At 62.8% G+C, this 19,528-nt stretch carries 19 protein-coding genes and 1 pseudogene; 7 read left to right on the top strand and 13 right to left on the bottom strand.

The features are described 5' to 3' along the window. Positions 1–59: 59 nt before the first annotated feature. The 8 genes from P0D80_RS20660 to P0D80_RS20695 all read right to left on the bottom strand — a co-directional run bounded on the left by P0D80_RS20660 (position 60) and on the right by P0D80_RS20695 (position 6,960). Positions 60–1,067: a zinc-dependent alcohol dehydrogenase family protein gene (locus P0D80_RS20660; protein ID WP_408286418.1), complete on the bottom strand. Its 1,008-nt coding sequence runs from the start codon at positions 1,065–1,067 to the stop codon at positions 60–62. Between the two features lie 203 nt (positions 1,068–1,270). Further along, complete coding sequence (gene hmuQ, locus P0D80_RS20665; protein ID WP_310816162.1) at positions 1,271–1,585, bottom strand: heme-degrading protein HmuQ; 315 nt, start codon at positions 1,583–1,585, stop codon at positions 1,271–1,273. Positions 1,586–1,744: 159 nt separating this feature from the next. Next, on the bottom strand, positions 1,745–2,704 hold the full coding sequence (locus tag P0D80_RS20670) for a hypothetical protein (RefSeq protein ID WP_408286421.1): 960 nt from the start codon (positions 2,702–2,704) through the stop codon (positions 1,745–1,747). A 316-nt stretch (positions 2,705–3,020) separates the two neighbouring features. Continuing rightward, positions 3,021–3,359: a copper-binding protein gene (locus P0D80_RS20675; protein WP_408286583.1), complete on the bottom strand. Its 339-nt coding sequence runs from the start codon at positions 3,357–3,359 to the stop codon at positions 3,021–3,023. A 61-nt stretch (positions 3,360–3,420) separates the two neighbouring features. After that, positions 3,421–4,716 carry a multicopper oxidase family protein gene (locus tag P0D80_RS20680; RefSeq protein WP_408286423.1) on the bottom strand — a complete coding sequence of 432 codons (1,296 nt, stop codon included), beginning with the start codon at positions 4,714–4,716 and terminating at the stop codon, positions 3,421–3,423. Position 4,717: 1 nt separating this feature from the next. Further along, positions 4,718–6,148 carry a TolC family protein gene (locus tag P0D80_RS20685; RefSeq protein ID WP_408286425.1) on the bottom strand — a complete coding sequence of 477 codons (1,431 nt, stop codon included), beginning with the start codon at positions 6,146–6,148 and terminating at the stop codon, positions 4,718–4,720. Next, positions 6,145–6,447, bottom strand: a complete 303-nt coding sequence (locus P0D80_RS20690) for a hypothetical protein (protein WP_408177871.1) — start codon at positions 6,445–6,447, stop codon at positions 6,145–6,147. Before P0D80_RS20690 ends, P0D80_RS20685 begins: the two co-directional genes overlap by 4 nt. Before the next feature lie 90 nt (positions 6,448–6,537). After that, on the bottom strand, positions 6,538–6,960 hold the full coding sequence (locus P0D80_RS20695; RefSeq protein WP_408177870.1) for a hypothetical protein: 423 nt from the start codon (positions 6,958–6,960) through the stop codon (positions 6,538–6,540). 170 nt (positions 6,961–7,130) lie between these two features. Here P0D80_RS20695 and P0D80_RS20700 point away from each other — a divergent pair, with 170 nt between their 5' ends. From P0D80_RS20700 to P0D80_RS20715, 4 genes and pseudogenes are all read left to right on the top strand, one after another. Then, the gene (locus P0D80_RS20700) at positions 7,131–7,328 is read left to right on the top strand and encodes a heavy-metal-associated domain-containing protein (protein WP_132381944.1); all 198 of its coding nucleotides are present in this window, start codon (positions 7,131–7,133) and stop codon (positions 7,326–7,328) included. 31 nt (positions 7,329–7,359) lie between these two features. Then, positions 7,360–7,755 (top strand): CopM family metallochaperone, encoded by a 396-nt coding sequence (gene copM / locus P0D80_RS20705; RefSeq protein ID WP_408177869.1) that lies wholly within the window; start codon positions 7,360–7,362, stop codon positions 7,753–7,755. Positions 7,756–7,865: 110 nt separating this feature from the next. Then, positions 7,866–7,946 (top strand): annotated as a pseudogene (locus P0D80_RS20710) (DUF6632 domain-containing protein); the annotation flags it as partial. A 115-nt stretch (positions 7,947–8,061) separates the two neighbouring features. Next, positions 8,062–8,178, top strand: a complete 117-nt coding sequence (locus tag P0D80_RS20715) for a hypothetical protein (protein WP_408286585.1) — start codon at positions 8,062–8,064, stop codon at positions 8,176–8,178. A 45-nt stretch (positions 8,179–8,223) separates the two neighbouring features. On the opposite strand, the gene P0D80_RS20720 is transcribed toward P0D80_RS20715, so the two are convergent. Beyond that, positions 8,224–9,270 (bottom strand): AraC family transcriptional regulator, encoded by a 1,047-nt coding sequence (locus tag P0D80_RS20720; protein ID WP_132381938.1) that lies wholly within the window; start codon positions 9,268–9,270, stop codon positions 8,224–8,226. A gap of 231 nt (positions 9,271–9,501) precedes the next feature. Between P0D80_RS20720 and P0D80_RS20725 the strand changes: the two genes are divergently transcribed. After that, positions 9,502–10,338: a class I SAM-dependent methyltransferase gene (locus P0D80_RS20725; protein ID WP_408177867.1), complete on the top strand. Its 837-nt coding sequence runs from the start codon at positions 9,502–9,504 to the stop codon at positions 10,336–10,338. Between the two features lie 273 nt (positions 10,339–10,611). Here P0D80_RS20725 and P0D80_RS20730 read toward each other — a convergent pair whose 3' ends face one another. Then, entirely contained in the window at positions 10,612–11,601 is a 990-nt protein-coding gene (locus tag P0D80_RS20730; RefSeq protein ID WP_408286429.1) for a zinc-dependent alcohol dehydrogenase family protein, read from the bottom strand. 104 nt (positions 11,602–11,705) lie between these two features. Between P0D80_RS20730 and P0D80_RS20735 the strand changes: the two genes are divergently transcribed. After that, positions 11,706–12,605: a LysR family transcriptional regulator gene (locus P0D80_RS20735; protein WP_408286431.1), complete on the top strand. Its 900-nt coding sequence runs from the start codon at positions 11,706–11,708 to the stop codon at positions 12,603–12,605. A 97-nt stretch (positions 12,606–12,702) separates the two neighbouring features. Further along, positions 12,703–14,031, top strand: coding sequence for a hypothetical protein (locus tag P0D80_RS20740; protein WP_408286433.1), 1,329 nt, complete (start codon positions 12,703–12,705; stop codon positions 14,029–14,031). Between the two features lie 31 nt (positions 14,032–14,062). Here P0D80_RS20740 and prpF read toward each other — a convergent pair whose 3' ends face one another. From prpF to prpC, 3 genes are all read right to left on the bottom strand, one after another. Then, positions 14,063–15,250, bottom strand: coding sequence for a 2-methylaconitate cis-trans isomerase PrpF (gene prpF / locus P0D80_RS20745; RefSeq protein ID WP_132381930.1), 1,188 nt, complete (start codon positions 15,248–15,250; stop codon positions 14,063–14,065). A gap of 110 nt (positions 15,251–15,360) precedes the next feature. Then, positions 15,361–17,958, bottom strand: coding sequence for a Fe/S-dependent 2-methylisocitrate dehydratase AcnD (gene acnD / locus P0D80_RS20750; protein ID WP_408177862.1), 2,598 nt, complete (start codon positions 17,956–17,958; stop codon positions 15,361–15,363). Between the two features lie 306 nt (positions 17,959–18,264). Beyond that, entirely contained in the window at positions 18,265–19,434 is a 1,170-nt protein-coding gene (gene prpC / locus P0D80_RS20755) for a bifunctional 2-methylcitrate synthase/citrate synthase (RefSeq protein ID WP_408286436.1), read from the bottom strand. Between the last annotated feature and the right edge of the window lie 94 nt (positions 19,435–19,528).

Here is a 19,528-nt window from a genome sequence, read left to right on the forward strand (position 1 = left end):
GCGCCACAAACAGCGCGAGCGAAACGGCATCCCGGCGTTCACTCGCGCATACGAAGCGCTTATACCGCCACGCAAATCTTCCCGAAGTGAGCGCCGGATTCCTCGTGCGAAAACGCCTCGCCGAGTTTCTCCAGTTCGAACGTGCTGTCGATCACCGGCTTGATGCCCATCACTTCGAGCGCCCGGATCATATCGCGCTGATCCTGACGGCTACCGACGATCAAACCCTGCAAACGCTGCTGCCGCGCCATCAGCGCCGCGGTCGGCACCGGCCCTGCCCGTCCGGTCAACACGCCGATCAGCGCGATATGCCCGCCGATCCGGCAGGCGGTGATCGACTGCGGCAAAGTCCCCGGACCGCCCACTTCGATCACATGGTCGACACCGCGGCCATCAGTCAGCGAGCGGACCTGCTTGCCCCATTCGGGAGTGTCGCGATAGTTGATCGTGTGGTCGGCTCCAAGCTCGCGAAGTCTGGCGAGCTTCGCGTCCGATGAAGACGTGGCAATCACCGAAGCGCCCATCGCTTTGGCCATCTGCAAGGCGAAAATGGACACGCCGCCGGTGCCGAGCACGAGCACCGTGTTGCCGGCCTTCAACTGGCCGTCCACGACGAGCGCGCGCCACGCGGTGAGCCCGGCTGTGGTCAACGTTGCGGACTCGGCGTGGCTATAGCCGCGCGGAGCGTGCGTGAAGTAGTGGCTCGGCAGCACGACGGCTTCGCGTGCGTAGCCGTCGACGCCGTCGCCGGGTGTGGTCTTGAAATCGGCGATGGCGGGCGGCCCGTTTTCCCAGAACGGGAAGAAGCACGACACCACGTGATCGCCCGCTTTGAATTCCGACACGCCCGCGCCGACTGCCTCGACGACGCCCGCGCCGTCCGCCATCGGAATCCGCCCTGCGTCCGCCGGCAGATTGCCGCTCACCACGCCGTAGTCGTGAAAATTCAAGGAGTTCGCGTGAATGCGCACGCGAATCTGGCCCGCCGCGGGCTGACCGGGATCGGCGATGTCGACGACCTGGAGATTGGCGACAGCGGCGGGCGAACCGATTTTGACGGCTTTCATGTTTCAATTCCTCTGTGAGTTGCGCCGGCGCGTTAGGCGTCGCGGCGAAATGCTCGCAAAAGAATACCGCAAGCTTGCTCAGCGCGTCGTCGGACGCGCACAGGCTAGCGCGGGCGAAACGCGCGCTGAAAGCTCATCATGAGTGGGGGAAGTCCCTTAACGGCGCCCGTGAATGGCACGGGGCGCTCGCGAGGATCATGCATTCATTTGACGGTCTGAATGACTTCGAAGCCCTCGAATTCCGGATGCCCGAGATAGAGCACCCGGTTGTCGCCACCTGCGCTGCGATGCGCGGCGCGAAAGGCGTCGGATTTCGTCCACGCCTCGAACGACGCGTAGTCCTTCCAGATCGTATGGCTGGAATAGAGAACGTGATCGTCCTTCTGTGGACCCTTCAGCAGGTGAAATTCCACGAAACCCGGCACTTCTTTCAGGTGCGTATCGCGCGTGGTCCACAGATGTTCGAAGGCGGCTTCGGATCCGGGCGTCACTTTGAAACGGTTCATGGCAATGTACATGCTGAAGGCCTCTTTGCAGTCACGATGTATCTGACGGCTTGCCGGACTCGAACGACCCGTTCCCGCAAACCCGTCAGGCGGCCTTTCATTATATGCGCGCCATTCTTCCTACCGATGTCACGACTGCGAGCCACCCAGGCGATCCGATCGCATCCGCGTTCAGGCCGCTTTGTCCTGCGCCACCTGTTCGAGCCAGAGACGGCTGTCGGGAAACCAGAATGCGTCCGGCCGCGGCGGCGACACGAGTTTTACCGGCAGCGACGGGTTGAATATTCTGGACCATGCCGACAGATACGACGGCGTCTTCACCAGATAACCGCAACGGGACAACAGCAGACTGGATAGGAGCGCTTCACGGCCGATTTCGAGTCCCGGATAGCCGCTGAAATGAACCGGCGTATTGCCATACGCGAGCAATTTAGCGGGGGCGACTTTGACCGGCTTGCTAAACGGCCAGGCGACGAAAAAGTCCAGAAACGCCTGTTCGTCGCTTGAAACGAAGACGTTGTCGAGGTGCGGATTCTCCGCCAGCGTCGTTTCTACGTGGCGGCAGAAATCGCCCCATGAAACCGGGATGGCCTCAAGCGATTTATCCGTGCCTCTGAAATGCGCACCGAGCGTGGACGCGCCGATCTCGAGCTTCTGGCAGATCGCTTCGACTTCATCGCCGATATGGCCGGCTGGCCGGTAATGTGCGAAGAATAGTTCGCTGGCGCTGTTGAGTTGAAGCTGAGTCTCGTAGCGTTGACGAAACCCAAGCTGGACCAGATCGCGAACCGTCGACTTTCTCACCTTGTGCGTGAACGGCGCCGCCGCCTTGCCATTCACGGACTCGAAGAAGGACGAGAACCAGTCGATCGCTCCTGCAGCGTCTCCGTAGAGGCCGCCGCGCGCGCTGATGCACGGCGTCAGACACTTCTCGTCGCAATACATCAGAATAAACAGGACCATCTGCATCACGGAGAAAAAACCAGAGTTCTCCTGAATTTCGATGGCGAAGATTCCCCTGTTTAATCGCTGCGTGGCATGAAGTGAAATGCGACGTGGTGTGGCGACCGAATGCTTGAACCCCTCGCTGCGTCGGATCTGTTTCGCCCGATCGACTACTTTTCTTAGCATGCCCGGCTCCTAATGAAATCTAGGTATTTTTAAATTCGCACGCGTCTATGCATGAAGAAGTTCACGACGTCCGAGCATAACATCTCAAACGCCTGGGGCGAGTAAGTTCCGCGTATCTTAGTGAGCTAGCGCACAAAGGAATCGGTAAGACTTCCCCGTGAGTTGCGGCGGTTGCATGACGTGGGCGAAGCCATGCAACGTCGGACGATAAGACGGTGTGCGGGAGGCATCCAAACGGCAACGCGCGAACGGTAATGGTTTATCCGTATGACACGTTCAGCAACAATGCGATAGGCAGACAACCCGCGTGTGGTGACTACTCTCGCTTCTCCAGTTTCACCACCGTCAGCGCCCCGTCCACCTCGTCCGCGATGAAGTCGATCCTGTCGCCGGACTTGACCTGCGAGAGCATTGCCGCGTCCTTCACCTTGAACACCATCGTCATCGCATCCATGCCGAGGTTTTCCAGAGGACCATGTTTTATGGTCAGTTTACCGGCAGTTTTATCCACCTTCCTGATTTCACCATGAGACATCGCGGCTTGCGCATTGGCGTGCGCGCTCGCCGACACGTCAGCGGCTTCACCCGCCGCGTACGCCGACGTGAAAACCATGATCACGCAACCAATCGCCATCGAAGCCAACCCATTCTTCATCTCATACACTCCCACGTTAATTACGATCCACACGGCCAACCTGCCGCTGCCGCTGCCGACGTCAACCGTCCGGCAGTTCACCGGTATATTCATAAGCCACCGTTCCCCTCGGATGCCTGAACCAACCCGGATCACGGTAGTCGTTGCGGCCCAGCCCTTCACGCACTTTCACCACCGTAAACATGCCGCCCATTTCCAGCGCGCCGAATGGGCCGGTGCCGGTCATCATCGGCAGTGTGTTGTCGGGCAGTGGCATCTCCATTGTCCCCATCGACCCGCCAGTACTGCCCATCGCCATGTAGTCGGGCACCAGCCGGTTGATGCGTTTGGCGAGGTCTTGCTGCGGCACGCCGATCATGCTCGGGACCTGATGCCCCATCGCGTTCATCGTGTGATGAGACTTGTGGCAATGAAATGCCCAATCGCCGGGACGATTCGCGGTGAACTCGATGGCGCGCATCTGCCCGACCGCGACATCGGCGGTGACCTCGGGCCAGCGCGCGGACGGCGGAATCCAGCCGCCGTCGGTGCCCACCACTTCGAAGTGGTAGCCGTGCAGATGAATCGGGTGATTCGTCATGGTCAGATTGCCGACGCGAATCCGCACACGATCGCCCGCCCGCACCGGCAATGAATCGATGCCCGGAAACACGCGCGCATTCCACGTCCACATGTTGAAGTCGGTCATCTCGTTGACGCGCGGTGTGAAGCTGCCGGGGTCGATGTCATAAGCGGACATGATGAACACGAAGTCGCGGTCCACCTGCATCACGCCGGGATCTTTCGGATGGACGATGAACGTCCCCATCATGCCCATCGCCATCTGCACCATCTCGTCGGCGTGCGGGTGATACATGAAGGTGCCGTGCTTCTCCAGCTGAAACTCGTAGACGAAGGTCTTGCCCGGTGGAATGTGCGGCTGCGTGAGGCCGCCCACGCCGTCCATGCCGCACGGCAGCAGCATGCCGTGCCAGTGGACCGTGGTGTGCTCCGGCAACCGGTTGGTCACGAAGATGCGCACCTTGTCGCCTTCGACCGCCTCGATGGTCGGCCCCGGCGCCTGGCCGTTGTAGCCCCACAGATTCGCGCTCATGCCGGGCGCGAGTTCGCGCACCACCGGTTCGGCGATCAGATGAAACTCCTTCCAGCCGTTCTTCATGCGCCACGGCAACGACCATCCGTTGAGCGTGGCGACCGGCATGTACGGCCGGCCACTCGACGGCGCGCGCGGCGGCTGCATCGAGGCTGTGGCCATCGTGGGTGCTTCGGGCAGCGACGCGGCGCCGGCCTTGCTCACCAGCGCGGCTCCCAGCAAAGCGGCGCCCGAGCCGCTCATAAAATGTCGACGTGACATCATGCTATTGACCTTCGGATTCAGTGGACGACGCCGTTTGCGTCGTGGAGGCGAGTGGCGTCGCGTTAGTGGCAACCGGCAAACGGCCGCCGAGTGCCTGTTGCAAATCGGCCTGCGCGAGCCAGTAGTCCTTCAGCGCGTCGATAGCGCTATTCACCGCGCCGATCTGGTCACGTGAATCGGCGAGCAGTTCGAACACGCTTGCGAGCATTCCGTTGTAGCGAAGCAGCAACTCGTCGGAGATGGTCTTGCGCAGCGGCACGACTTCGTCGCGATAGTGCTTCGCGAGGTCGTAGTCGGACACGTAGGCGGAATACGCTTCGCGCACCTCGGAACGCGCGTTGATCGCGGTCTGTGCGACGCGATTCGCCGACTGCATGTAGATCGCTTCGGCACGCGCGACTTTGGCGCTGCCCCAATCGAAAACCGGAATCTCGACGCCGATCTCGTAGCCCTGCTCGCGCCCGTCGGAAGTCGTGAAATTGTTCTGATAGCCGACGTCCAGCACGTTGATGAAACGCGTCGCTTTGCTTAAGTCCAGTGAACTGGCCACGCTTTGCGTTTGCAGTTTCGAGGCCTGGATGTCGAGCCTGTTTTGCATCGCAAAGGTTTCCAGATCGCGCAACTCCGGGCGTGTGGCAGGCAGATCCGGCAGACGCTCGGGCAGTGCGTAGTGCGCTTGCGAACCCCAGAGGCCCATCACGCGAGTGAGCTTTTCTCGCGCGGACACCGACTGCTGTTGCGCTCTTGCCACTTGCGCGATGGCTTCCGCGTAGAAGGCCTGCTCGCGCGCGTAATCGAGCTTGCTGAAGTTGCCGGCCTGCTGCATGCGCCATGCGAGTTCGGCACTGGCCTCGGCCGCGTCCTTCACCTGCTCCGCGTAGGCGGCCGATTGCGTGGCAGCGACTGCGCGGAGGTAGGCGCGCCGCGCATCGGCGGCGACCTCGAGCATGGCGTTGGCGGCCAGTAAGCGGGTCTGTTCGAAACGGCGGCTTTCGATGCGCGTCGTCAACGGCATCGTCAATACGCGCAACATGCCGAGCGTGAACGTGCGGCTGATACTCAGGTCATCGCCACCATGCGTGCGGCTGAACGAGAAGCCGGGATTCGGCAAGCGCCCGACCTGAACGAGGTCCGCTTCGGCGATGCCCAGTTCGCTGTACGAGGCCTGCAAACCGCGGTTGTTCAGCAGCGCGATCTGGACGGCGGCGTCCATGTTGAGCGGCGCGGAAAGCAGTTCTCGCGTGCGGTTGGCGACGGCATTTCGATCCTCGTCGGTCTTTATCAGTACGGCGTCTTTGCCGAGCCGCTCGGACGCGGCGGTCGACACCGTGCCGAAGCCGCCGTCGTTCGAGAACGTCGCGCAGCCGGCGAGCAGCGTCACCGCGATGGCAATTCCAATTGTGCGGGTGGCTGGAAACAGGCACGGCCTCATTTTTCCGCCCCTTCGCGGTCAGAACCGTGGCCGTCTTCTTTAGCGTCAGCGCTGCTCGACTGCATCGAACCGTGGCTCGCTCCAGCGTGCCCCGCTGGATTCGTCACCTCGCGATTGAGCGCTTGCCAGCTCGGCGCTTGCTGCTCACGGTATGGGCGATAGTCGGCCAGCGCGGAGGGCGCATCGATCGCCGGCACGGATGCCGCCGGGTCCGTCGGCTCGGGAAGTATGGGTGTAGCATGCGCGAGCGTCGGCAGACATGCCGTCGCGCCGAGCAGCGCCGCAATGAACGTTCGCATGATTCGTCTCGTCAAGTACGGCCATGACGGACGACGCACAGCCGTCCATCAAGGCGAAATGGAACAACGCAGCGTGAGGCTGCGAAAGAACTAGACGAGAGAAATGCGGGGAGGCCGTTCGACGCCGCCGGTCAGAAACGACGCGACGCGGACAGTGGGAGGCAGGGGAACAGCGAAATGAACCGCGTTGGCGGACGGGGACGCAACGGGCGTGATCGGCAGCGCGCCGCCGAAACAGCAGGACGCGCAAGTGGAGCACGCGTGCGCATGATGCTCGCCGCCCGCGGAACCATGATGCTGAAGATGGGTACTGCCGCTATTGTCGGCTTGCTTGGCCATCATCGCGACATGGTCGTGATGCTGGGCCATTGCACCGCCTGCCTCATGGCGCGCGGGCGTCGCATCGCCCACGGAATGCGAGGACTCGCATTTCATGGAGACGGCCGCGAACGACTGAACCGGGAGGCTCAGCACAAGCAGCACGACAGTGAAGAGTTTGCGCCAGTAAGACATGGGTACGAAGTCTAGCACGCAGGTTTGCAAAATCGTAAGGCTGGGACGATGCCGCGCGTGATGGCTTTGCGTACGCGGCTACGGTTTTCAGCCAATCACGAAAACCTGCTTGACCTTACCGCCGTGGGAAGGTCCACGCTTGAGTCATGACTTTTCATTGGAGGTAGGAAATGGAATTTGCCATCCCGGATATGTCGTGCGGCGGTTGCGCCAACGCCATCACGCGTGCAGTCACGAGTCTCGACCCTGCAGCGAAGCTCGAAGTCGATGTCCCCGTTAAAATCGTCAAGGTCACGTCGACGCTGGCAGCCGAACAACTCATCGAGGCCATCGAGGCGGCGGGCTTTCATCCGTCGCTGAGAGCCTGATGGACAACCTTTTTCCCAACGGACAATCACAATGAAAAAACTTCGCGCCTTTCGTGCCCTTTACCTCTTCAGCGGCTTTGCGTTTGCTGTCGCGGCCGTGCCCGTCCACGCCCAGCAACCGGCCGCCATGCCCGGCATGGACATGTCCAAGTCAGCGGATGCAGGCTCCGGCGATGCGACGCAAGCTTTCAAGGCCGCCGACGACAAGATGATGCAGGACATGAGCGCCGACTATACGGGCAACGCCGACAAGGACTTTGTCGCACACATGATTCCGCATCATCAAGGGGCGATCGAAATGGCGCAGGTCGAGTTGAAGTACGGCAAGGATCCGGCGCTGAAGCGGCTGGCCAGAAACATCATCAAGGCGCAGCATGACGAGATCGCATTCATGAAGAGTTGGCAGGCGAAGCATGGGGTGAAGTGAGGGCCCGGCGCGATTCGAAGGAGACGATCATGACCGACACTCAGCGGCTCAATTACCTACGCGTCGCGCTGGTCTTGACGGGCATCACGTCCATTGGACTTTACCCGCTAATGATCGTCTGGCCCGACGGTTGGGTCTGGCATACGGGACATTCGGAATATCCCCTGATGATTGTCGGCATGTACGCCACGCTGGGTGTGTTCCTGATTTTCGCGGCCCTGAATCCACTCGCTCATCTGAGCCTCATCTGGGTTCGCGGTGTGGTCGAGCGTGGTGCATGGCGGGATCATGGCGATCCAGGCCCTGATGAATGCCCCGTACCGCGGCCATCTTCTCGGAGACGTGCCGGCGCTTTTACTCGCGGCGCTCGTTTTAGGGCTGCTCACTCCCCGCGGCGACAAAGCCAGATTTCTACGGGAGTGACGCTAATTTCAGATTCTTGCCGCTTCGCCTACACGGCCGTGGCGTCTAAGCACCTCTTTCATCGAACGCACCGTCCACGCCGCCTGCCGCCGCAACGGCAGCAGCAGAAACACCAGCCATCTCACCCCGGCTCCGCCGCCACCCCGCCGGCGGCATCCCGAACTCCCGCTTGAAAGCCCGATTGAACGCCGCCTCCGACTCGTACCCTACCTGATCCGCCACCGCCGCCAGCGACTTCGTCCCGCCACGCAACTCCTGCGCGGCGATCTGCAAACGCCAATGCGCGAGATACTGCATAGGCGGCTGACCGAGCAACTGCGTAAATCGCTGCGCCAGCGCGGACCGGGACAAGCCCGCTTTGCGCGCCAGCTCGTCGACTGTCCAACCATGCGCCGGCTGCGCATGCATCAGCGCGAGCGCACGACCGACAAACCGATCCCCCACGCCCGCCAGCCAGCCTTTCCGGTCGGACGGCAGCGCATCGATGCAACGCCGCACCGCCTCCACGAAAAGCAGTTCCGATAGACGCGCGAGAACGATCGCGCTGCCTACACGCCATTCCGCCGCCTCGGCCGCCGCAAACCGTAACGACGATTCGAGCCACGCGGACTGCGGGTCGTTGCGCATGTCGACCTTGAAGATGCGCGGCAGCGCGGACAGCACCGGGTTGCTCAACGTGTCGTCGCACGCGAGAAAGCCGCACACCAGACGCGTGCGCTCTCCACCACCGCCGTAGCGAAGCGCCATCAACTGTCCCGGTGAATTCCGCAGCTGACTCTCGAGCAATTCGCCGGTGGGTCCGGGCGTGATGTCGAGTGAACTGCCGAGCAGATGCGCTTCGCCTTGCGGCACGACGAGCAGTTCGCCGGCAGCGACGTAAATGGCGGATTCAGGGTCGTCCGGGAGCGCAGCCCAGCAGCCGCCCTCGGTGATCAGGTGGTAGGAGACGATACGTTCCGCTGGGGGAAGGAAACTGCCGCACAACGCTGCGTTCGCCTGGCCGTACAAACACCAGGGTGCAGTGAAGTCGCCGTTTAGATACACCGCACCACCAAGGCGAACCAGGCGGAGGACGTCGGAGAGCGCATCCATCATTGTTTCCAGGAACTTCGGCGTCCTGCACAAAAGATCTGGACGCCTGGTCATTCATCGATTCAACAGCCGCACTGATACTAGCATCCATGCGAATCCCTTACAACAATGCTAAGGAATCTTGAATGAATCGAATACTTAACGTCAATTAAGGAGGCACCACATGAATTCATAAGTCTTGGCGCCATAACACTAGCGTGCATCGCACAAATTTTTCTCTGGAGCATCCCCATGTCTGAAGTCCACTCTTCTTCATCACACACCTCCGAATTCGCTGACGTCAAAGCGCGCCAGCACGCCGCGTGGGAAACGGGCAATTACGCCGTCGTCGGCACGACGCTGCAGATCGTCGGAGAAAATTTGTGCGAGGCACTCGATCTACGCGCCGGCAGCCGCGTGCTCGATGTCGCGGCCGGCAACGGCAATGGCACGCTCGCCGCCGCGCGCCGCTGGTGCGATGTCGATTCGACCGACTACGTGGCCTCGCTGCTCGACGCGGGTCAGGCTCGCGCGCGAGCGGAAGGTCTGACAACGGTGCAGTTCCGCGAAGCCGACGCCGAAGCGCTGCCCTACGCGGACGCCACCTTCGATGTCGTCATGTCGACCTTCGGCGTCATGTTCACGCCCAATCAGGAGAAGGCGGCAAGCGAACTGGCGCGCGTGTGCAAACCCGGCGGCAAGATCGGTCTCGCGAACTGGACGCCCGATAGCTTCATCGGCCAGGTGTTCAAGACGATCGGCAAATACCTGCCTCCGCCGCCTGGCCTCAAGTCGCCGGCATTGTGGGGCACCAGGGCGCGGCTCGACGAACTCTTTCACGGGAATGTGCGGAGTGTCGCCGTAACGAGCCGCGAATTCATGTTCCGTTACCGCTCGCCCGCGCATTGGCTCGAGGTATTCCGGACTTACTACGGCCCCATCAACAAGGCATTCGCCGCGATGGACGACGAACGGCAAGCGGCCTTCCAGCGCGATCTCATGACGCTGATGGAAAGCCGCAACCGTTCCGGCGACGGGACACTCGTGCTGCCCAGCGAGTATCTCGAGATCGTGATGGTGCGGCAATGAACGGGGTCGGCCGCGTACTGGCCGGCGCGGCTGTCTACTTTTTCAATCGATGGCCAAAGGCCAGCGTCGTCGGCTTGCGGTGTATGTCGCTGGCTTTCGGCCTGCCGCTGTTTTCGTCCGTTTGCTTCTTCGGTCTTCGGTTCGTTCTCGCCAGCTTCGGGCTGATGTCTTAGGCTTCACCGTTGCATCAAACCCGATTTTTCCCGGCTTCGTCCTTTCCGGACGAAACCGGATGTCCGCAAGGTCGCGTGACCGTTTGACTTCGCGCCGTTGTCAAACCGTCACGAGGATCTTGCCCAATTGTTCGTTCGACTCCAGAAAGCGATGCGCGTCGACGATGCGCTCGAACGGAAATGTGGCGGCAATGACCGGCTTCAGTGACCCCGCCGCGAGTCCATCGAGAATGAACACCTTGGCGGCCGCCAGGCGCGCCGGATCGCTCAGGATCTCGTGCACGAGGTAGCCGCGCAGCGTGAGTGACTTGCTCAGCACGGTGAACAACGGGAACGGCGTCGGCTCGGCGCTCAGGCCGCCGAATTCGATGAGCATGCCGCCGCGAGACATCGCCGCCGTGAGCGGCTCGAATATCGGACCGCCGATCGGATCCAACACCACCCTCACGCCGTCCGGCCCGGCAACGTCTCTCAATCTGGCAGCCAAATCTTCCTCAGCCGAAGCGATCACATGAGCCGCGCCCTGCTCGAGCAAAGCCGCCTTCTTGGCAGACGTCCGCGTCACGGCAATCGGGTTCGCGCCGACCATGTTGGCGATCTGGATCGCGGCCAGACCGACGCTGCTCGATGCCGCAGTCACAGCAACCCACTCGCCCCGCCTCAGTCCGGCAATGTCGATCAACGCGCCGTAGGCAGTCAGGTAGGGCATCCAAAGGGCCGCGGCTACCTCCCAACCGAGCGACGACGGGTGCTTGACCACACGCCCCGCCGGCACATTGATCAACTCGGCATGAGCGGGCCAGCGCGCCATCGATACCGGCGGCACTGTGCTGACGGCATCGCCGGACGCGAAATCCCCCACACCCGCACCGACCGCTGCGACCACGCCCGCCGCCTCAAGCCCGAGACCGGACGGCAACGCCGGTGTCTCGATGTAAGTGCCCGCGCGCAGCAACGCCTCGGCGCGGTTCAGGCCCAACGCCTTCACACGAATCTGAACTTCGCCCGCTGCGGGCCGTGGAACCTCCACGTCTTCGATACGCAGCACGTCGGGCCCACCATGCCGATCAAAACGGATCGCGCGCGCCATATAGCCTCCACTCGGAATCAATTGAACCGAATACACTATGACAGCCCGCATCAGCTGGATAAATGACGCAATAACTAGAACAGTCGAAACCGGAGCTTCCGAATATGGATCGCCTCATGAGCATGGCCGTGTTCGTCAAAGCCGTCGATCTGGGCTCGTTCGCGGCCGCGGCGGACGCGCTGGCTCTGTCGGGACCAATGGTCGGCAAGCACGTGCGGTTTCTGGAGGAGCGCCTGGGCGCGCGGCTCATCACGCGAACGACGCGCCGCCAGAGCCTGACGGAGTTCGGCCGCGCCTACTATGAGCGCTGCCGCGTCGTGCTCGCCGAAGCCGACGCGGCCGATGCGCTCGCCGCCGGCCAGCTTGCCGAGCCACGCGGCAAGCTGCGTGTCACGATGCCGGTGCACTTCGGCAGACGCTGCGTCGCGCCCGTCCTGCTGGCGTTCGCACGACATAATCCGGCGCTGGAACTGGATCTGTCGTTCAACGACCGCTTCACGGACCTCGCCGAGGACGACTACGATCTCGCCATCCGGACCGGCGAACTGGAGGACAAGGCGGGGGTGATAGCGCGGCGCATCGCGCGTCAACGCATGATCGTGTGCGCGTCGCCGTCGTATCTGGAGATGCGTGGCGAGCCACGGCGGATCGAGGAACTCGGCGGACATCAGGCGATCATCTACCGGCGCTCCGGCCGGATTCGCCCGTGGCTGTTTCCGCAAACCGGCCACCCGCCGATAGCGATCACGCCACCGAACCGGTTGCGGCTCGACGACCTCGACGCAATCGCCGACGCCGCGACCACGGGCATGGGTCTGGCGTGGCTCCCCTCCTGGCTGGTGTGCGAGCGCATTCAGGCGGGCGAGCTCGTGCAGGTGCTGCCGGATCAGCCGGCTTTTCTCTACGACGCGTACGCGCTCTGGCTGCAAACACCTCACTTGCCGCGCAAGGTGCGTCTGGCGGTCGACGCATTGGTCGATGCGTTACCCCGGCTCATGACGTGAACGGCTCGCTTCGTCTTACTGGACACGCCTGCGCAAGCGCGACAAAGCACCCGTGACGTTGCGCGCATGATGGCTCCCGGATAGATGGGAGAACCACATGTTCACGCGCACACACGAAACGCAGTCGACAACGAACCTCGCCGGCACGAGCAATCAGGCCACCACCCCCAAAGAGGAAAAGAAAGAGAGTGCTGCGCAGCCCTCGGTGTCGTCAAAAATCGCGGCGTTCGAAGCACTGAAGCAGCCGCCGACGCGCTCGCCGGCAGCCGTCACCCCGCACACGCCATCGGCCAGCTTCGCGCTCACGTCCGGCGCAAGCAACAAACAGCCGCTGGGACAATCCACGGCCACGAGCGCGAGCACGACCACGGGTGCGAAGGCCGGGCCGCCGCCAATCAAACCGAAGCCGCAGGGACTGACCGTGAAGACATCGAGTCTGGTCGGCCACTCCGGCAATGCTCGAACATCCAGCAAGAACGAGGGCGAGGCGCCGGCGGGCAACGAAGAAGAATCGAACGCGACGTTGAGCGGTCCCTCCGTGTCGAATCGCAACGACCCGCCGGCCTCTTTCCGCCTGGCCAAAGCATCTACTGCAAACGTGCAATCCGCCTCGACGTCCAGGTCGAGCACCTCAGCGCCTACCGAGGTCTCCAGCGTCGCGCCCACGCACGCGATTGGACCGACCTCGGCCACGAGCAACGTCGGCGCGGCCGCAAACGTCGCCTCCGCTCACCACGACGACCGGACGCCCGCGGAAATACAGCACGCCTTCAAGACAAGCGGCCTGTTGATCCGTACGCTGCAAATGAAGAACGCGCACCACGAGTTCCACAACTGCAACGTCTCGATCGACGCTGCCCGCGAACAGGCAAAAACGGGCGGACACGGCGGCCTGCGCAAATGGTCATTGGCCCACGCGGAACTCGAGCCGCAGTACTACAAGATGGGCGCTAACGTGTCCACCATGGCCCGTCCGTGTGCGGTTCTCGCGATGCCCGACCTGGTCGGCAATCACGTGGTCGGCGTGTATGACAAAGACCATTCCTCGGGCGGCATCACAGATACGATGAAACCCCTCACGCCGGACGACAGGAAGAAGCAGATAGGCGGCCTTCTCGGCACGCTGAAATCCAATCAGGCGCAGCACGGCTCGCTGGAAAATTCGGAGATTCAGACGGTCGGCATCGCGCCGGGCAGTATCGCCGCCTTGATGTTCGATCCCATGTCGGGGCAGGCAGGCAGGACGACGTGGCAGAACAGCAAGCCGAAGTTCGAAGAGATGCTGTCAAAAGCGGGACCGGAATTTCACGGCCGCAACTTCCCTGTCTTCACCTTTGCCAGCAAGGGCGGACGGACGGAGTTGACGCATATCGACACGCTGAGAGCGTCACCTCCACCGGCGGCGAGCGGGCCTTCGACAGACTAACAAGCGAATCGGCGCGTTCGCGCCGGCCGCCTCATCTTTCCTGCGGTACCCGTACCCAGCCTTCCATCAGCACCCGCGCGCTGCGGCTCATGATGGCCTTCGTCACGGTCCACTCGCCACCGCTTTCGCTCGCCTCGGCGCCGACCCGCAGCGTTCCCGAAGGATGCCCGAAGCGCACCGACTCCTTCGCGCCGCCGCCCGCCGCGAGATTCACGAGGGTCCCCGAAATCGCCGCCGCCGTGCCGATCGCGACCGCCGCCGTGCCCATCATCGCGTGATGCAGCTTGCCCATCGACATCGCCCGCACCAGCAGATCGACGTCGCCCGCGCCGATGCGCTTGCCGCTCGACGCCACGTAGTCAGCCGGCTTCGCGACGAACGCGACCTTCGGCGTGTGCTGGCGCGTCGCGATCTCGTCGAGATGCTTGATCAGCCCCATGCGCAGCGCGCCGTGCGCGCGGATCGTCTCGAACATCGCGAGCGCCTTGTCGTCGCTATTGATCGCGTCCTGCAACTCCGTGCCCTTGTAGCCAATCGACTCGGCGTCGACGAAGATGGTCGGAATGCCCGCGTTGATCATCGTCGCCTTCAGCGTGCCGACGCCGGGCACTTCCAGATCGTCCACCAGGTTACCGGTCGGGAACATCGAGCCGCCCGCGCCCTCTTCTTCCGCTGCGGGGTCCATGAATTCGAGCTGCACTTCCGCCGCCGGGAACGTCACGCCGTCGAGTTCGAAGTCGCCGGTTTCCTGCACGGCGCCATCGGTCATCGGCACGTGTCCGATGATCGTCTTGCCGATGTTCGCCTGCCAGATGCGCACGGTCGCCACGCCGTCACGCGGAATCCGGCTCGGATCGACGAGACCCGCGCTGATCGCGAACGGCCCCACGGCGGCGGAAAGGTTGCCGCAATTGCCGGTCCAGTCGACGAAGGCCTTATCGATCGACACCTGGCCAAACAGATAATCCACATCGTGATCGGGCCGGCTGCTTTTGGCGATGATCACCGTCTTGCTGGTGCTCGACGTCGCGCCGCCCATGCCGTCGATCTGCTTGCCGTACGGATCGGGGCTGCCGATCACGCGCATCAGCAGCGCGTCGCGTGCGGCGCCGGGCACCTGGGCCGCTTCGGGCAAGTCTTGCAGGCGGAAGAACACGCCTTTGCTGGTGCCGCCACGCATGTAGGTGGCCGGAATCTTGATCTGGGGTTGGTGGGCCATGAAAGTCCTGTCCTGATGAGAGCGGGTGCCATGGCCTATCGCGCCATATCACCCGTTCCGCGTTAAAACGTTCGTCGCATCGAGCGAAGCGACCTAAAAACCAGCCAGCCTCAAGCCGCCTTCTTCGACGACTCGAGAAAGTCCTGCGCAAAGCGTTGCAGCACACCGCCGGCTTCGTAGATGGAAACCTCTTCGGCGGTATCGAGCCGGCACGTCACCGGCACCTCGACCCGCTCGCCGTTCTTGCGCTGAATCACCAGTGTGAGGTCCGCGCGCGGCTTGCGCTCGCCGACCACGTCAAAGGTTTCCGTGCCGTCGATTGCCAGCGTGAGCCGGTTCACACCAGGCTTGAACTCCAGCGGCAGCACGCCCATGCCCACCAGATTCGTGCGGTGAATCCGCTCGAATCCTTCGGCGACGATCGCTTCCGCGCCGGCAAGACGCACGCCCTTCGCCGCCCAGTCACGCGACGAACCCTGCCCATAGTCGGCGCCGGCAATCACGATCAGCGGCTGCTTGCGCTCCATGTAGGTTTCGATGGCTTCCCACATGCGCGTGACCTTGCCTTCGGGCTCGATACGCGCCAGCGAACCCGCCTTCACCTTGCCGTCTTCGAGCACCATCTCGTTCTTCAGCGTCGGGTTCGCGAAGGTGGCGCGCTGCGCCGTCAGGTGATCGCCACGGTGCGTCGCGTAGGAATTGAAGTCCTCTTCCGGCAAGCCCATCTTCGCCAGATATTCGCCCGAGGCGCTGTCCGCCAGAATCGCGTTGGACGGCGACAGGTGATCGGTCGTGATGTTGTCGCCGAGCACGGCGAGCGGACGCATGCCCTTGAGCGAGCGCTCGCCCGCGAGCGCACCTTCCCAATACGGCGGACGGCGAATGTACGTGCTCATCGGGCGCCAGTCGTAGAGCGGATTGGCTTTCTCGCCCGTGTCGACAGAAACGGCGAACATCGGCTCGTACACCTTGCGGAATTGCTCCGGCTTCACGCTCGACGCGACGATCGCATCGATCTCCGCATCCGATGGCCAGATGTCCTTCAGCGTGACCGCATGGCCGTCGGCATCGATACCGAGCACGTCCTTCTCGATGTCGAAACGGATCGTGCCCGCAATCGCATACGCCACCACCAGCGGCGGCGACGCGAGGAAAGCCTGCTTCGCGTACGGATGGATACGGCCGTCGAAGTTGCGATTGCCCGACAGCACGGCGGTCGCATACAGATCACGCTCGACGATCTCTTTCTGGAGCACCGGATCCAGCGCACCGGACATGCCGTTACACGACGTGCACGCATACGCGACCACGCCGAAGCCCAGTTGCTCCAGCTCGGGCAGCAACCCGGCTTCTTCCAGATACAACGTGACCGCCTTCGAGCCCGGCGCGAGCGAGGTCTTCGCCCACGGCTTGCGAGTCAGTCCGCGCCGGTTCGCATTACGCGCGAGCAAACCCGCAGCGATCATATTGCGCGGATTGTTGGTGTTCGTGCAGCTCGTGATCGCGGCGATGATCACCGCGCCATCCGGCATCAGGCCCGGCTCGTTCTCCACCTTGCCGCTGATGCCGCGCGCCGCCAGTTCCGACACCGGCAACCGGCGATGCGGGTTCGACGGGCCGGCGAGCGTGCGCACCACTGTCGACAGATCGAACTTCAGCACGCGTTCGTATTCGGCCTGCGCAAGGCTGTCGGCCCACAGGCCGGTTTCCTTCGCGTAGGTTTCCACCAGCTTGACGAGTTCGTCGTCGCGGCCGGTGAGCTTCAGATACTTGATGGTCTGTTCGTCGATGTAGAACATCGCGGCCGTGGCGCCGAATTCGGGCGCCATGTTGGCGATGGTCGCGCGGTCGCCGAGCGTCAGCTTGGCCGTGCCCGCGCCGAAAAACTCGAGGTACGCGCCGACCACTTTTTCCTTGCGCAGGAATTCGGTCAGCGAGAGCACGACGTCGGTCGCCGTGATGCCTTCAGCCGGCTTGCCCGTCAGTTCCACGCCGACGATATCCGGCAGGCGCATATACGACGCGCGGCCCAGCATCACGCTTTCCGCTTCGAGCCCGCCCACGCCGATCGCGATCACGCCGAGCGCGTCCACCATCGGCGTATGCGAGTCGGTGCCGACCAGCGTATCGGGAAACGCGACGCCGTCTTTCACCTGCACGACCGGGCTCATGCGCTCCAGGTTGATCTGGTGCAGGATGCCGTTGCCCGGCGGAATCACGTCGACGTTCTTGAACGCGCGCTTGGTCCAGTTGATGAAGTCGAAGCGGTCTTCGTTACGGCGGTCTTCGATCGCGCGGTTCTTCGCAAACGCGTCCGGATCGAAACCACCGCACTCGACGGCGAGCGAATGGTCCACCACGAGTTGTGTCGGCACCACCGGATTGACCATCGCCGGATCGCCGCCTTGCGCGGCAATCGCGTCGCGCAGGCCGGCAAGGTCGACCAGAGCGGTCTGGCCGAGAATGTCATGACACACCACGCGCGCCGGGAACCATGGAAAATCCAGTTCGCGCTTGCGTTCGATGATCTGCCTGAGCGATGCGTTCAACGTGACCGGATCGCACCGGCGCACGAGGTTTTCGGCCAGCACGCGCGACGTGTACGGCAGTTTGTCGTAAGCGCCGGGCTGGATTGCGTCGACCGCGGCGCGCGTGTCGAAGAAATCGAGCTGGGTGCCGGGAAGGCGTTTGCGGTTTGCAGTATTCATGGCGTAGGGGACAAAACAGTAATGATCCGGGGACGATGGCGGCGGCCGATCACGTCGGCGGCCCCTTTTTTAACCGCGTCTCCCTGGCGGGCCAGTCAGGCAGTACGTGTAGTTTAGCTTGCGGCGGCGTGCCGGTCGGGTTTGCGCGCGGCCACGTGAATGCGCCGCAAAAAACGGCCTCGGCCCGGGGTTTCAGCGAGCCAAGGCCCAACTTCATTGCGCCGCGCTCTTAAGACGCAATGGAGGAGAAACGCTTGCATTCGCGCGGCTACGCGTTCACGCGCCCGACTTCGATAAAAGGCACCCTCAAACGCGCTTCGCGAGCGGCACGAACGGCAGGTCGTCAGGTCCGGTGTAATTCGCGCTCGGACGGATGATCTTGTTGTCGACGCGCTGTTCGATGATGTGCGCGCTCCAGCCGGCCGTGCGCGAGATCACGAAGAGCGGCGTGAACATGGCCGTGGGCACGCCCATCATGTGATACGAGACCGCGCTGAACCAGTCCAGATTCGGGAACATCTTCTTTGCGTCCCACATCACCGACTCCAGCCGCTCGGCGATATTGAACAGCTTGCTGTTGCCCGCTTCCTTCGAGAGATTCTTCGCGATTTCCTTGATGACCTTGTTGCGTGGGTCGGAGATCGTGTACACCGGGTGGCCGAAACCGATTACCACTTCCTTGTTCTCGACGCGACGGCGGATGTCCGCTTCGGCTTCATCCGGCGTCTGGTAGCGCGACTGGATCTCGAACGCGACTTCGTTGGCGCCGCCGTGCTTCGGCCCGCGCAGCGCGCCGATCGCGCCGGTGATGGCCGAATAGATGTCCGATCCCGTGCCCGCGATCACGCGGCCGGTGAACGTCGATGCGTTGAACTCGTGCTCGGCGTACAGGTTCAGCGACACGTGCATCGCGTCGACCCACGCCTTCGACGGCTCCACGCCGTGCAGCAGATGCAGGAAGTGGCCGCCGATCGAATCGTCGTCGGTTTCCACTTCGATGCGCTTGCCGTTGTGCGAGTAGTGATACCAGTAGAGCAGCATCGAGCCGAGCGAGGCCATCAGCTTGTCGGCGATGTCGCGCGCGCCCGGCAGATTGTGATCGTCCTTCTCCGGCAGCACGGTGCCTAGCACCGACACGCCGGTGCGCATCACGTCCATCGGATGGGCGGCGGCCGGAATCCATTCGAGCGCGGCCTTGACGTTGGCGGGCAGGCCGCGCAGCGCCTTGAGCTTCGTCTTGTAGGCGGTCAGTTCGGCCTGGGTCGGCAGCTTTTCGTGCACGAGCAGGTACGCGATCTCTTCGAATTCGCAGGCGCTGGCGATATCGAGAATGTCGTAGCCGCGGTAGTGCAGGTCGTTGCCGGTCTTGCCGACCGTACAAAGGGCCGTGTTGCCGGCCGTCACACCGGACAGGGCGACGGATTTCTTCGGTTTGAATGCGCCTGCGTTCGGCGTGCTGTTGTCTGCTTCGCTCATGGGTTCGTCTCCTGATGCATGGGGGGATGCTTTGACCGCAGCCTTAAGAGCAAAGAATGGGCCAGCCGCTCCGACGCACGCTAAGTGCCTGATT

The sequence above is a fragment of the Paraburkholderia sp. RL17-373-BIF-A genome (genome assembly GCF_046030175.1).
Classification (GTDB): Bacteria; Pseudomonadota; Gammaproteobacteria; order Burkholderiales; family Burkholderiaceae; genus Paraburkholderia.